Origin of the sequence: Micromonospora sp. WMMD714 (genome assembly GCF_029581315.1) — a bacterium.
GTDB classification, from domain to species: Bacteria; Actinomycetota; Actinomycetes; order Mycobacteriales; family Micromonosporaceae; genus Micromonospora; species Micromonospora rifamycinica.
In genome coordinates this window covers 1,808,565-1,821,910 of the sequence record NZ_CP120744.1, presented here as the reverse complement: position 1 = coordinate 1,821,910, position 13,346 = coordinate 1,808,565, and the positions used below count along the sequence as shown (strand labels likewise).

The following is a 13,346-nucleotide window of genomic DNA, read 5'->3' as shown; positions in this document are numbered from 1 at the left end:
CGGGGCGCTACTTGCCGGAGCCGGGGCCGCCGCCGCGTACCGTACTGCCCCGCCCCCAGCCCCAGTGGTTGCCGACCGTCGAGTGGTAGCGCGGGTAGGCGGTACGCATCCGCTCCAGCAGGATCAGCGAGCCGGCCGCGATCGGCAGGATCACCAGCGAATCGTCGTCGTAGCGCAGGTAGACGCCGCTGCCGTCGACGTACTGGTCGGCCGGCTTCCAGGCGCCGGTGACGTCGTCCGCCACCTGGCTCGGGGTCCGGTTCGAGGTGTACGCGATGGCGTCCCGCCCGATGTCCCGGCTCGTTGCCCGGGTGTAGCGGTCCTCGATGTAACCCCGGGGGGAGAAGTTGCCATAGAAGATGGCGAAGGCGGCGACCAGCGCACCGATGACCGCGAAGGCCACCCCCACCACGAACCAGCGTCGGTACGTCACCGGAACTCCTTCGTTCGCGCCTGCGGGGCTCGCAGACCCGGCTCACTCCTCGCGCTCACCGGAACTCCTTCGTTCGCGCCTGCGGGGCTCGTGGGAGGGCCACCGCCGTCTCGGTCAGGACCAGTTCGTTGGTCTGCGGGTACGCGTGCCAGGTGCGCCAACGCACCGACCCGTCCGGCGCGTCGGGGCGGACCGCCAGCGCGGTGACCGCGTCCGGGTCGCCGGGGAAGACGCCGACCAGGGCGTACGGGTCGTCGGCCAGCTCGGCGCGGAGCGCGGTGATCCGGGTGTGCAGCTCGCCGACGGCGGGGCGCAGCACGGAGGCGGTGAACCGGTAGCCGCCCGCCTCGTCGTGCAGGGTGCCGGGCAGGTGCGGGGGCCGTCCGGGCAGGCAGGCGACCGTCTCGACCAGCCGACCCGCAGTGGTCGCCGCCCCGGGTCGGATCGGCGCGTTCGCGCCGGCACCGCCAGCCGCGCCGACACCCCCGGTCGGGGTGACGCCGCCAGCCGCGCCGGCACCCCCGGTCGGGACGGCACCGCCAGCCGCGTCGACACCGCCGGTCGGGACGGCACCGCCAGCCGCGTCGACATCGCCGGTCGGGGCGGTGAGCACGACCTGGTGGGAGGCACCGAGCAGGCGCAGCCGCAGCCGGATGCCACCGGGCAGCGTCAGCTCACGGACGTGCAGCGCGGGGCGTTCCGGGCCACCGAGCGCCAGGCTCAGGTCGGCGGCGCAGGTGTCGACGTAGGGCGTATCCAGGCTCACCAGCACGATCAGGGCGCTTCCGGTGCGGACTGCGGGTACACCATCACGTCGGCACGGTGCAGCCGTTCACCCCGGCCCACCTCCCAGCCGGCTTCGCCGTACGCCTCGAAGGAGAGCCGCTCGTCGCCCTGCCCCCGGTAGTCGTGGTAGCGGACCGTGCCGTACGGGTCGAGGCCGGTGCTGCCGGTGGCCGAGTAGCGGGCCTGGCCGGACTCCTCCCAGGAGTAGCGGCGGCCGGCGAAGTCGAGGGTGGGTGCGCCCGGGGTGACCGTCGCGGCCGGCTCGGCCGTCCAGAGCACCAGCTCCAGGTCGGGGTCCTCCTCGACGGAGAGCCAGCGCTTGTCGCCCTCCACGGTGTCCAGCAGGTGCTCGGCCCAGCTCCAGCCGCCCTCGACCAGGTGCACCGAGCCACGGACCGCGTACGACACCCGGCGGATCTCGACGATGTCGCCGGGCTTGAGCTTGCGGGGGTCACCGCGCAGCGCGTCGGAGTCGGTGTCGCGGAACGGGTCCTTCGCCGTCGCCGGGGGGCGGGTCGGCTTACGCCCCTTACGCAGGGCCACCACCGCCACCACGATCCCGGCGACCCCGATCAGACATCCCAGCGTCGCCACGACGTACGCCATCGGACCGTTCACCCCGACCACCTCCCCAAGTGCGTCGGCGGAGACGGTAACAACCCCGCGCACCCCGCGCACCTGGGGAAACTCAGCCTATCCTGAGTGATCGGTCAACTACTCGGCGTCCCGGTCGGGTGGTCGGGCGGCCAGCCGGTCGGCCGCGTACCCACCCAGCGTGGTGGTACCCATCAGGCAGCCGTCGAAGGTGGTGAACTCTCCGTCGTCGTCGCGCAGCGCCGCCCAGGCGTCCCGCCCCGCCGCCCGCCCGACCCCCTCCAGCAGCGTCGCCGCGTAGGCCCGACCGGCGGGCGAGCCGTGCCGCAGCAGCCAGTCGACCTGTTCGCGGGCCTGCCGGGGGCGCTGCACGAGCGCCTCGGCGACCCGCCGGTACGCCTCGGTCACCGGCAGTAGCGTGCCGGCGAACCCCACCCCACCGAAGGCCACGGTGTCCGCCTCGGCGAGTTCCCGCACGGCGGCGTCCAACTCCGGATCGCCGCTCTTCTTCCGCATCCCGAACATGTCCCCATCCTTTCCCCGCCGCGCCCCTGACCACCCACCCCGCCCCATACCACTCACCGCGCCTCCGCCCAACTCACCCCTCCTGCGCCCAACCCACCGCGCCCCGCACCCAGCCCCCTGCCCAACCGCGGTGATCAAGAGGTTTACGTCACCAGAAAGCGTTCCCGGCGACGCAAGCCTCTTGATCACCGGCGCGGAAGGGCCGGCGGCGGGGTCGATCAAGAGGTTTACGTCCAGGGAAAGCGCTCGCCTGACGTAAACCTCTTGATCACCGGGGCGGGCGGGGAGGCGGGCGGGGCGGGCGGGGCGGGCGGGGAGAGGGAGTGGTCGGGGGAAGAGGGAGCGGGAGGACAGCGGTGGACGGGCCGACCCCGCCGGGGTGGCGGGGTCGGCGCGGCGGGTGCGGCGGTCAGGCGGCGGTGACGGTCAGGCCGTCCTTGCCGTCGGACAGCTCGACCCGCACCGTGTCGCCGTCCCGGATCACGCCGCCCAGCAGGGCCTTGGCGAGCTGGTCGCCGATGGCCGACTGGACCAGGCGGCGCAGCGGGCGGGCACCGTAGATCGGGTCGTACCCGTGCTCGGCGAGCCAGGTCCGGGCGGCGTCGGTGACGTCCAACGCCAGCCGGCGGTCGCCGAGCCGCCGACGCAGCCGGTCGAGCTGGATGTCGACGATGGCCCGCAGGTCGTCCCCGCGCAGCGCGGCGAAGACCACGATGTCGTCGAGCCGGTTGAGGAACTCCGGCTTGAAGTGCGAGCGGACCACCGCGAGCACCCCCTCCCGGCGCTGCTCCTCGGCGAGCGTCAGGTCGCTGATCACCGACGAGCCCAGGTTGGAGGTCAGGATCAGGATCGCGTTGCGGAAGTCCACGGTGCGACCCTGGCCGTCGGTGAGCCGACCGTCGTCGAGCACCTGGAGCAGGATGTCGAAGACGTCCGGGTGGGCCTTCTCCACCTCGTCCAGCAGGATCACCGAGTACGGCCGGCGGCGCACCGCCTCGGTGAGCTGGCCGCCCTCCTCGTAGCCGACGTAACCGGGCGGGGCACCCACCAGGCGGGCGACGGAGTGCTTCTCGCCGTACTCACTCATGTCGATGCGGACCATGGCCCGCTCGTCGTCGAAGAGGAACTCGGCGAGCGCCTTGGCCAGCTCGGTCTTGCCGACGCCGGTCGGGCCGAGGAACAGGAAGCTGCCGGTGGGGCGGTCCGGGTCGGCGACACCGGCGCGGGCCCGGCGTACCGCGTCGGAGACGGCACCGACGGCCTCGGCCTGGCCGACCACCCGGCCGCCCAGCGACTCTTCCATCCGCAGCAGCTTGGCGGTCTCGCCCTCCAGCAGCCGGCCGGCCGGGATGCCCGTCCAGGAGGCGACGACAGCGGCGATGTCGTCTGCGCCGACCTCCTCCTTGAGCATCGCGCCGTCGGCCTGGAGTCGGGCCAGCTCCTCCTCGGCCCTGGCCAGGTCGGCCTTCAACGCCGGAATCCGGCCGTAGCGCAGCTCGGCGGCGCGTTCCAGCTCGCCGTCGCGTTCGGCCCGCTCGGCCTCGCCGCCGAGGCGTTCCAGCTCCTCCTTGGCGGTGGAGAGCTTGGCGATGTGGCTCTTCTCGGTCTGCCAGCGCTCGGACAGCGCGGTGAGCTGCTCACGCTTGTCGGCCAGCTCCTTGCGCAGCCGCTCCAGCCGCTCGGCGGAGGCGGCGTCGGGCTCCTTGGCCAGCGCCATCTCCTCGATCTCCAGCCGGCGGACCGCGCGCTCGATCTCGTCCACCTCGACCGGCCGGGAGTCGATCTCCATCCGGAGCCGGGAGGCGGACTCGTCGACCAGGTCGATCGCCTTGTCCGGCAGGAACCGGTCGGTGATGTACCGGTCGGACAGCGACGCTGCGGCGACCAGGGCGGCGTCGGTGATCCGGACGCCGTGGTGCACCTCGTAGCGTTCCTTGAGGCCACGCAGGATGCCGATGGTGTCCTCGATGGTCGGCTCGCCGACCAGCACCGGCTGGAACCGGCGCTCCAGGGCCGGGTCCTTCTCGATGTGCTCGCGGTACTCGTCGAGAGTGGTCGCGCCGACCATCCGCAGCTCACCCCGGGCCAGCATCGGCTTGAGCATGTTGCCGGCGTCCATCGAGCCCTCGCCCTTGCCCGCGCCGACCACGGTGTGCAGCTCGTCGAGGAAGGTGATGACCTGGCCGTTGGAGTTCTTGATCTCCTCCAGGACGGACTTGAGCCGCTCCTCGAACTGACCCCGGTACTGCGCCCCGGCGACCATCGCGCCGAGGTCGAGCGAGACCAGCTTCTTGTCGCGCAGCGACTCGGGCACGTCACCGGCCACGATCCGCTGGGCCAGGCCCTCGACGATCGCGGTCTTGCCGACGCCGGGCTCGCCGATCAGCACCGGGTTGTTCTTGGTACGCCGGGAGAGCACCTGGATCACCCGACGGATCTCCGAATCCCGGCCGATCACCGGGTCGATCTTGCCGTCCCGGGCGCTGGCGGTGAGGTCGACGCCGTACTTGGTAAGCGCCTGGTAGGTCTGCTCCGGGTCGGCGGTGGTGACCCGGCGGTCCCCGCCACGCACGGTGGGGAACGCGGCGACCAGGTTCTCCTCGGTGGCCCCGGCGGCCTTCAGCGCGTCGGACACCGCGCCACCCACCCGGGCCAGGCCGGCGAGCAGGTGCTCGGTGGAGGTGTACTCGTCGCCGAGCGGCCGGGCGATCTGCTCGGCGGCCCCGATGGCGTTGACGAACTCGCGGGCCAGGGTGGGCTCGGCGATACTGGAACCACGGGCGGCGGGCAGCGCGTCGACCGCGCGCTGGGCGACCCGGCGCAGCTCGGCGGGTTCGGCACCGACGGCGCGCAGCAGGCCGGCGGCGGTCGAGCCGTCGGTGTCGAGCAGGGCCGACAGCAGGTGCCAGGATTCCACGGTGGCGTGACCACGCTGGTTGGCCAGCGCGACGGCACCCGTGATGGTTTCGCGGCTCTTGGTGGTGAGTCGTTCCGTGTTCATGGGCTCCCCCGGGATCGGCGTGTCCACTAGTAAGAGACACCACCAGAGTTGAGCCTATTCCACTCAACTCTGCCAACGTGGCCTGGGTCACACTCCCCGGCGGGACGAGGGCGGGGTCAACGGTGCCAGCGGGCGGCGTTGGATGGCCACCGCCCCCAGAGCAAGGGCACCTACGTCACACCACGTAGGTGCCCACGCCCCGATCCCACCGGGGGCCCGCCGACCGGGCCGCCGACCGGGCCGGAGTGAATCTTGGTGGCAAATGGCCCCCTGGGGGCCGGAAACTTCCAAGATCCACCTGGGAACACGGGCGGGGTGACCGGTCGAGTCGGGCGGGGTCGCGATCGGGGCGGGGTGACCGGGTGGGGCGGGGGCGCGGCGGGTGGGGTGACCCGTCGGGGGCGGGTGGACACGGGCGGTGGCGGCGGGTGAGGGCGGCGCGAGCAGGGCAGACGTCCGACAGGCCCAGCTTGGGCGCAGGGTATAGCCTCTCGTCCGTGCGAGTACGTGTCGAACAGACCGCCCTACCGGGAATCGGCGTACGTCATGACCTGATGACGGAGTCCGGACGCCGGCTCGGTGTGGTCTCCCACCGCAATGGCCGCCGCGATCTTGTCCTCTATGACCCGGATGATCCTGATTCCTGCCAGCATGACATCCCGCTCACCGACGACGAGGCCGAGGCCCTGGCCGACATCCTCGGCGCGTCGCTGATGCTGGGTCAGCTCTCCGGCCTGCGCGAGCAGGCGGCCGGGCTGCTCACCGAGCAGATCGCCATCCCGGCCGGTTCGAAGTACGTCAACAAGCGGCTCGGTGACACCAAGGCACGCACCCGCACCAGCGCCTCGATCGTGGCGGTGCTCCGGCAGGGCGAGGTCAACGTCTCGCCCGATCCCACCTTCCGCTTCGCGGCCGGTGACGTGGTGGTCGTGGTCGGTACCCGGCAGGGTCTCGACGGAGTGACAGCCATCCTCGCCGACAGTGACCCGGACGGCTGAGGCGGATGCACGAAACCACGACCCTGCTCATCGAGGTCGGCGCGCTCCTGCTCCTGCTCGGTCTACTCGGCCGGCTCAGCCGCCGGTTCGGCGTCTCCCCCATCCCCCTCTACCTGCTCGCCGGTCTCGCGTTCGGCCACGGTGGCCTGCTCCCGCTGGCCGCGAGCGAGGAGTTCTTCGCCGTCGGCGCCGAGATCGGCGTCATCCTGCTGCTGGTCATGCTCGGCCTGGAATACAGCGCCAACGAGCTGGTCGGCAACCTGCGCTCGGCGGCCCCGGCCGGCCTGATCGACGCGGCGCTCAACGCCCTGCCCGGTTTCGGCTTCGCACTGCTGCTCGGCTGGGGCTGGGTGGCCGCCGTGGTGCTCGGCGGCATCACCTGGATCTCGTCCTCCGGGGTGATCGCCAAGGTCCTCGGCGACCTCGGCCGGGTCGGTAACCGGGAAACCCCGGTCATCCTCTCCGTACTGGTGATCGAGGACCTGGCGATGGCCCTCTACCTGCCGCTGGTCACCGCGCTGTTGGCCGGTGTGGGCCTGGTCAAGGGTGGGATGGCCCTGGGCATCGCGGTGCTCACCGTGGTGGTCGTGCTGGTCGTCGCCATCCGCTTCGGCCATCTGATCTCCGCCGCCCTCTCGGCCAAGGACCCGGAGGCGCTGCTGCTCGGGGTGCTCGGCCTGACCCTGCTGGTCGCCGGGATCGCCGCCCGGCTCCAGGTCTCCGCCGCCGTCGGGGCCTTCCTGGTCGGCATCGCCCTGTCCGGGCCGGTGGCGCACCACGCCACCGAGCTGCTCTCCCCGCTGCGGGACCTCTTCGCGGCGGTCTTCTTCGTCTTCTTCGGCCTGGTCACCGACCCCCGGGACATGCCGCCGGTGCTGCTGCCCGCGATCGTGCTGGCCGTGGTCACCATGGGGACGAAGCTGCTCACCGGCTACCTGGCGGCCCGACGGGCCGGGATCGCCGAGCCCGGCCGCTGGCGGGCCGGCTTCGCGTTGATGCCGCGTGGCGAGTTCTCCATCGTCATCGCGGGTCTCGCCGTCGCCGCCGGCACCGTCGAGCCCAAGCTGGCGGCGCTCGCCACGGCGTATGTGCTGATCACCGTGATCACCGGGCCGATGCTCGCCCGACTGCCCGACATGCGCTGGTTCAAGCAGCGGCTCCGGCGACGGATCGCCGCCCAGCATCCCCGACCGGTCCCCGCCACCGAGTGAGAATCCCCTGGCCAGGTCGACTTGTTGGGCGGCCTGGCCAGGGACTCCGTTGCATAATTGCGCCCGGCGGGGTCTTCCGCCGGCCGGGCGACGGCGGCTAGCGTTGCGCCCCAGCAAGCCAGGGTCCGCGGGTGGCCGGAGGCGCCCCGCGGCTGCGAGCGGAAGGTTGCCGGTGAACGCGCAGGGTCCGACGTTCCGCGGCTTCGCCAATCCTGTCGACCCGTCGCCGACGGAGTTGCGGGCCTGGGCGTACCAACCCGACTCGGTGCCGTTGACCTCCCTGCCACAGGACTGGGACCTGCTGGTCGCCGGTGACCACCTGGTGTCCACCCTCTTCGAGCTGGCCATGGATCCGGCCTGTCCGGCCCGCCGGTTCGCCCTGCACTGCCTCTACATCTACGCGGCCGACGGCATCCGGACGAACTTCCGCGCCCATCCCCGGCGGCGCTTCCGCAAGCTCGTGGAGCAGGCCGAACGCGACGGCGACGAGCTGGTGCGCAACTGGGCGCACAACAGCCGGGTGCTGCTGGCCCGGCAGGAACTCTTCACCTACCACGACTGGTGCGAGGGCGGCCTGGTCCGGGACAACCGCCGCCTCGGCTGAACGGGCACAGGTCACGCACGGATCACGGGTGACGGGTCACGCACGGACCACGGGTGACAGGTCACGGGTTCGGGTGACGGGTCACGGCGAACGGGCCGGGATCCCCCGTGGATCCCGGCCCGCACGTCGGCGGATCGTCAGCGTTCCGATCCGCCCTGGTCCCGGCGTTGCTCCTCGGTCCGCCCCCGGTCCGCGCCGTGGTCCGGTGCAGCGAACCTGCCGTCCTTCACCGTGTCGGAGAACTTGCCCCCGGTGACCCGGTCGAACTGCTCCCGGACGTTCTCGGCCACCTTGTCGAGCCGCTTCTCGGCCTGTCGGGCCACCCTCTTCGCCGATTCCGCCACGATTCCCCCCGCCATCGGAGCCCGGATTGGTCCGCTTGAGCCTGATTCTCAGGTTAACGGGACACCCCTCCCGGTGGCGGGGAAATGCTTAATCCCCGCCGGCCGGAGCCCTCGCTTCAAAAAATCCACTCCAGATACGCCGAATAGCGGCATCCCCCCGAGGGGACACCGCTATTCGCGGCCATAAGTGTTGATCATGCCGGGCCGACCCCGGAAGGCGGGACGGGACGGCGAGTCGGCCCCGAACGGCGGGACGGGACCTGCGGGCCAGCCCCAAACGGCGGGACGGAAACGGCGGGCCGGCCCCGGAAGGCGACAGGACGGCGGGCCGGCCCCGAACAGCGACAGGACGGCGGGGTCAGCGGTCAGGGGTGCGGCGGGGGCGCCAGACCACCAGCGCCGTCGAGGTGCGGCTGGTCGGCACCAGGTCACCCCGGGAGAAACCGCTGGCCAGCGTCTCCAGCTCGGCGATCCGCCGGTACGCGGCATCCAGCTCCGCCTCCAACCGGGCCACCCGCTGCTGGGCCTGCTCCACCAGGCGCTCCAGGCTGATGATCCGCTTCACCCCGGCCAGGTTGACGCCCTCGTCCTGACTGAGCCGCTGCACCTCGCGCAGCAGCACCACGTCGCGCACGCTGTAGCGTCGCCCGCCACCGGCCGCCCGGCCGGCCTGCACCAGGCCGAGCCGGTCGTACTGCCGCAGCGTCTGCGGGTGCATGCCCGCCATCCGTGCCGCGACCGAGATCATCAGCACCTTGGCCTCGTAGGCAGGGTCACCCGAACCGACGAACCCGTCCGACATCCCACTCACCTCCGCACCCGTCCACCGGTCAACCGACCCGACGCACCCGCGCGTCGAGATGTTCCCGGGCCGCCGGCGGCGTCACGGCGGCGAACGACTCCAGGGCCGCCCGTGCCTCGTCCGACACCGTCGCCGGCACCACCACGTCCAGCGTGACCAGCAGGTCGCCGGCCTGGCCGTCCCGCCGGACCACACCCTTGCCCCGGGCCCGCAGCACCCGCCCGGACGGGGTGCCCGGCGGGACGCGCAGGGTCACCGCGCCGTCCAGCGTGGGCACCCGCAGGTCGGTGCCGAGCACCGCCTCGGCGAAGGTGATCGGCACGACCAGGGTCAGGTCGTCGCCGGTCCGCCCGAACAGCTCGTCCGGGCGGACCTTCACCTGGACGAACAGGTCACCCGCCGGCCCGCCGCGCTGGCCCGGCTCGCCCCGCCCGGCCAGCCGGATGCGCTGGCCGTCGGCCACCCCGGCGGGGAAGCGGACGTTCAGCGTGCGGGTCTTGGTGACCCCGCCGGTGCCCCGGCACTCGGGGCACTTCTCCTCGACGATCGTCCCGACGCCCTGGCAGTTGCGGCACGGCTCGGAGAAGCTGAACGACCCCTGGTCGCGGGTGGTCACCCCGGCACCGTGGCAGACCGGGCAGGTGGTCGGCTGGGTACCCGGCTTGGCGCCGTTGCCGTGACAGGTGTCGCAGATCCCGGGTGCCCGCAGGCTCAACGGCAGGGTCACGCCCCGGACCGCGTCGCCGAAGTCGAGGGCGACCTCGGCCTCCACGTCCCGGCCCCGGGCCGGACCCCGCGCCCGCGACGCACCGGGGCCACCGGACCCGCCGGAGAAGATCGAGCTGAACAGGTCGGTGAAGCCGCCGCCGCCGAACCGGGTGTCCCCGCCACCACCACCGCCGAACAGGTCGGAGACGTCGAACGGGACGCCGCCGGGCTGACCCGCGCCACCCGCGCCCCGGCGGAACGCGCCCGAGCCGAACAGCGAGCGCATCTCGTCGTACTCGCGGCGTTTGGTGTCGTCGCCGAGCACCGCGTACGCCTCGGAGACGCCCTTGAACCGCTCCTCGGCCTGCGGATCGCCGGGGTTGTGGTCCGGGTGCGACTCCCGGGCCAGCTTCCGGTACGACTTCTTGATCTCGTCAGAGGAGGCGGACTTCTCCACGCCCAACGTGGCGTAGAAGTCCTTCTCGATCCAGTCCTTGGAGCTCACCGGTCCACCCCCTTGAGTGAGATGTGGCCCGGTCGCCCCGCCCGCCGGGGACGGCGGGCGGGGCGACCGGATGGCCGTGCACTATTCCGGGTCGGCGACCGCGACCATCGCCGGCCGCAGCAGCCGCTCGCCGAGCAGGTACCCCCGGCGCATCACCTGCACGCAGGTGGGCTCCTCGACGTCCGGTGAGGTCTGGTGCGCGACCGCCTCGTGCCGGGTGGGGTCGAACGGGTCGCCCTGTTCGCCGAAGGGCGTGAGGCCGAACTTGCCCAGCGCCGTGGTGAGCTGTTCGGCCACCGTGCCGAACGGCCCGACCAGGTCGCCGTGCTCCCGGGCCCGGTCCAGGTCGTCCAGGATCGGCAGCAGCGCGGCGAGCACCGAGCCGGTCGCCTGCTCCTGCACCACGCCCCGGTCGCGGTCCACCCGCTTGCGGTAGTTGGCGTACTCGGCCGACACCCGTTGCAGGTCCCTGGTCCGCTCGTCCAACTCGGTGCGGACGGCCTCCAGCTCGGCGCCGAGCGGCGAACCCGTCGCACTGCCGTCGACCGGCTGGGCGGGGGCGTCCACCACCGGCGGGCCGGTCGGCGCCGGGTCGTCGAGCGTGGTCGCCTCGGCCTCGATCTCGTCGACCACCACCTCGGCGTCCTCGACCAGCCCCTCAGCGGGGACGTCCGCCCCGGCGTCGGCGGCGGCGGGGGTCTCCTCGGTCCGACCGAGCTTGCGGTTGTCCCGGATGACGACCCGCGGCCCGTCGTCGGCGGGCCCGGAGCCACCCGGCGCCGACCCGGAGGCGCCCGGGTCGGCGGCTCGTGGCTTCTCCGTCATACGACTACCTCGATCCCTGTGCGGTGCCGGTGCGGACCGTCACTTCTTGTCCTCGTCCACGATCTCCGCGTCGACCACGTCGTCCGCGCCACCGGCCTTCGGGCCACCGGCCGCACCGGCCGCACCCGCACCGGCCGCACCCGCGCCCGGACCGGCCTCGCCCGGCTGCTCGCCCTGCTCGGCCTGCTGCGCGTAGAGCAGCGAACCGGCCTGCTGGGAGACCTGGGCCAGCCGCTCGTGGGCCGCCTTGATCTTCTCGATGTCCTGGCCGCCGAGCGCGCCACGCAGCTCACCGAGGGCCTCGTTGAGCTGGTCCCGGTTCTCGGTGGGCAGCTTGTCGCCGCTCTCGGCGAGGAACTTCTCGGTCTGCCACTGGAGCGCCTCGGCCACGTTGCGGGCCTCGGCCTCCTCCCGGCGACGCTTGTCGTCGTCGGCGTGCTCCTCGGCGTCCCGGCGCATCCGCTCGATGTCGTCCTTCGGCAGCGAGGAGCCGCCGGTGATCGTCATCTTCTGTTCCTTGCCGGTGCCCAGGTCCTTGGCGTGCACGTTGACGATGCCGTTGGCGTCGATGTCGAAGGTGACCTCGACCTGCGGCACGCCGCGCGGCGCCGGCGGGAGGCCGGTCAGCTCGAAGGTGCCGAGCTTCTTGTTGTACGCCGCGATCTCGCGCTCGCCCTGGAACACCTGGATCAGCACCGACGGCTGGTTGTCGTCGGCCGTGGTGAAGACCTCGGAGCGCTTGGTCGGGATGGTGGTGTTGCGCTCGATGAGCTTGGTGAAGATGCCGCCCTTGGTCTCGATGCCCAGGCTCAGCGGGGTCACGTCGAGCAGCAGGACGTCCTTGACCTCGCCCTTGAGCACACCGGCCTGCAGGGCCGCGCCGACGGCGACGACCTCGTCCGGGTTGACGCCCTTGTTGGGGTCACGGCCGGTGAGCTGCTTGACCAGGTCGGTCACGGCCGGCATCCGGGTGGAGCCGCCGACCAGGATCACGTGGTCGACGTCGGAAATCTTGACGCCGGCGTCCTTCACGGCCTGCTCGAACGGACCCTTGCAGCGGTCCAGCAGGTCCTGCGTCATCCGCTGGAACTCGGCGCGGCTGAGCGTCACGTCCAGGTGCAGCGGGCCGGCCGAGCCGGCGGTGATGTACGGCAGGTTGATGTTGGTGGTGGCCGCCGCGGACAGCTCGATCTTGGCCTTCTCGGCCGCCTCGCGGAGCCGCTGGAGGGCCATCTTGTCCTGGGCCAGGTCGATGCCGTGCTCGCCCCGGAACGTCTTGACCAGGTGGTCGATGACCCGCTGGTCCCAGTCGTCGCCGCCGAGCTGGTTGTCACCGCTGGTCGACTTGACCTCGACGACGCCCTCGGCCAGCTCCAGCAGGGACACGTCGAAGGTGCCGCCACCCAGGTCGAAGACGAGGACGGTCTGCTCCTTGGAGCCCTTGTCCAGCCCGTAGGCCAGGGCCGCCGCGGTCGGCTCGTTGACGATCCGCAGCACGTTGAAGCCGGCGATCTCACCGGCCTCCTTGGTGGACTGGCGCTGCCCGTCGTTGAAGTAGGCCGGGACGGTGATCACCGCGTCGGTGATCTGCTCGCCCAGGTACGCCTCGGCGTCCCGCTTGAGCTTCATCAGCGTGCGCGCCGAGATCTCCTGCGGGGTGTACTTCTTGCCGTCGATGTCGACGGTCCAGTTGGTGCCGATCTCCCGCTTGACCGACCGGATGGTCCGGTCCGGGTTGGTCACCGCCTGGCGCTTGGCGACCTCACCGACGAGCACCTCGCCGTTACGGGCGAACGCGACGATCGACGGGGTCGTCCGCGAGCCCTCAGCGTTGGCGATGACGGTGGGCTCACCGCCCTCGAGAACGCTGACGCAGGAGTTCGTCGTGCCGAGGTCGATACCGACCGCACGTGCCATCTTCGCTTCCTCGCTTCGTTACGGGTGGGCAGGTCGGAGGGCCTGCCCGGGAGGGTCGCCCGCAGCGACCGCACCACAAGTTGAGTGAACGTG

Annotated in this window: 12 protein-coding genes and 2 pseudogenes; 3 read left to right on the top strand and 11 right to left on the bottom strand. The window is 72.1% G+C overall.

What is annotated here, in order from left to right; all coding sequences use genetic code 11:
• Positions 1 to 7: 7 nt before the first annotated feature.
• The 6 genes and pseudogenes from O7625_RS08160 to clpB form a co-directional block, all read right to left on the bottom strand.
• The gene (locus tag O7625_RS08160) at positions 8 to 433 is read right to left on the bottom strand and encodes a DUF4247 domain-containing protein (RefSeq protein ID WP_282345273.1); all 426 of its coding nucleotides are present in this window, start codon (positions 431 to 433) and stop codon (positions 8 to 10) included.
• 55 nt (positions 434 to 488) lie between these two features.
• Positions 489 to 851 (bottom strand): annotated as a pseudogene (locus tag O7625_RS08155) (DUF2617 family protein); the annotation flags it as partial.
• Between the two features lie 180 nt (positions 852 to 1,031).
• A pseudogene (locus O7625_RS08150) lies at positions 1,032 to 1,205 on the bottom strand (DUF2617 family protein); the annotation flags it as partial.
• Positions 1,206 to 1,207: 2 nt separating this feature from the next.
• Positions 1,208 to 1,837 (bottom strand): DUF4178 domain-containing protein, encoded by a 630-nt coding sequence (locus O7625_RS08145; RefSeq protein ID WP_067315815.1) that lies wholly within the window; start codon positions 1,835 to 1,837, stop codon positions 1,208 to 1,210.
• 96 nt (positions 1,838 to 1,933) lie between these two features.
• Positions 1,934 to 2,338 (bottom strand): hypothetical protein, encoded by a 405-nt coding sequence (locus O7625_RS08140; protein WP_282345272.1) that lies wholly within the window; start codon positions 2,336 to 2,338, stop codon positions 1,934 to 1,936.
• Between the two features lie 409 nt (positions 2,339 to 2,747).
• Positions 2,748 to 5,339 (bottom strand): ATP-dependent chaperone ClpB, encoded by a 2,592-nt coding sequence (gene clpB / locus O7625_RS08135; RefSeq protein ID WP_282345271.1) that lies wholly within the window; start codon positions 5,337 to 5,339, stop codon positions 2,748 to 2,750.
• A 497-nt stretch (positions 5,340 to 5,836) separates the two neighbouring features.
• Here clpB and O7625_RS08130 point away from each other — a divergent pair, with 497 nt between their 5' ends.
• From O7625_RS08130 to O7625_RS08120, 3 genes are all read left to right on the top strand, one after another.
• On the top strand, positions 5,837 to 6,337 hold the full coding sequence (locus O7625_RS08130) for a TrkA C-terminal domain-containing protein (RefSeq protein WP_088641912.1): 501 nt from the start codon (positions 5,837 to 5,839) through the stop codon (positions 6,335 to 6,337).
• Between the two features lie 5 nt (positions 6,338 to 6,342).
• Positions 6,343 to 7,548, top strand: a complete 1,206-nt coding sequence (locus tag O7625_RS08125) for a cation:proton antiporter (RefSeq protein WP_067307641.1) — start codon at positions 6,343 to 6,345, stop codon at positions 7,546 to 7,548.
• Between the two features lie 172 nt (positions 7,549 to 7,720).
• Positions 7,721 to 8,152 (top strand): hypothetical protein, encoded by a 432-nt coding sequence (locus tag O7625_RS08120; protein ID WP_067307642.1) that lies wholly within the window; start codon positions 7,721 to 7,723, stop codon positions 8,150 to 8,152.
• A 137-nt stretch (positions 8,153 to 8,289) separates the two neighbouring features.
• On the opposite strand, the gene O7625_RS08115 is transcribed toward O7625_RS08120, so the two are convergent.
• From O7625_RS08115 to dnaK, 5 genes are all read right to left on the bottom strand, one after another.
• Positions 8,290 to 8,496: a hypothetical protein gene (locus O7625_RS08115; RefSeq protein ID WP_282346852.1), complete on the bottom strand. Its 207-nt coding sequence runs from the start codon at positions 8,494 to 8,496 to the stop codon at positions 8,290 to 8,292.
• Positions 8,497 to 8,854: 358 nt separating this feature from the next.
• A complete protein-coding gene (locus O7625_RS08110; RefSeq protein ID WP_282269838.1) occupies positions 8,855 to 9,298 on the bottom strand; it encodes a MerR family transcriptional regulator in 444 nt (147 codons plus the stop codon).
• A 28-nt stretch (positions 9,299 to 9,326) separates the two neighbouring features.
• Positions 9,327 to 10,511, bottom strand: a complete 1,185-nt coding sequence (gene dnaJ / locus O7625_RS08105; protein ID WP_282345270.1) for a molecular chaperone DnaJ — start codon at positions 10,509 to 10,511, stop codon at positions 9,327 to 9,329.
• Positions 10,512 to 10,592: 81 nt separating this feature from the next.
• The gene (gene grpE, locus O7625_RS08100; protein ID WP_282345269.1) at positions 10,593 to 11,336 is read right to left on the bottom strand and encodes a nucleotide exchange factor GrpE; all 744 of its coding nucleotides are present in this window, start codon (positions 11,334 to 11,336) and stop codon (positions 10,593 to 10,595) included.
• A 39-nt stretch (positions 11,337 to 11,375) separates the two neighbouring features.
• Complete coding sequence (dnaK, locus tag O7625_RS08095; protein ID WP_089004099.1) at positions 11,376 to 13,253, bottom strand: molecular chaperone DnaK; 1,878 nt, start codon at positions 13,251 to 13,253, stop codon at positions 11,376 to 11,378.
• Positions 13,254 to 13,346: the final 93 nt, after the last annotated feature.

Excerpts from the sequence above, each read along its gene's own strand:
- O7625_RS08140 (WP_282345272.1), bottom strand. The coding sequence starts at position 2,338 with ATGTTCGGGATGCGGAAGAAGAGCGGCGATCCGGAGTTGGACGCCGCC.
- clpB (WP_282345271.1), bottom strand. The coding sequence starts at position 5,339 with ATGAACACGGAACGACTCACCACCAAGAGCCGCGAAACCATCACGGGT.
- O7625_RS08125 (WP_067307641.1), top strand. The coding sequence starts at position 6,343 with ATGCACGAAACCACGACCCTGCTCATCGAGGTCGGCGCGCTCCTGCTC.
- O7625_RS08110 (WP_282269838.1), bottom strand. The coding sequence starts at position 9,298 with ATGTCGGACGGGTTCGTCGGTTCGGGTGACCCTGCCTACGAGGCCAAG.
- grpE (WP_282345269.1), bottom strand. The coding sequence starts at position 11,336 with ATGACGGAGAAGCCACGAGCCGCCGACCCGGGCGCCTCCGGGTCGGCG.
- dnaK (WP_089004099.1), bottom strand. The coding sequence starts at position 13,253 with ATGGCACGTGCGGTCGGTATCGACCTCGGCACGACGAACTCCTGCGTC.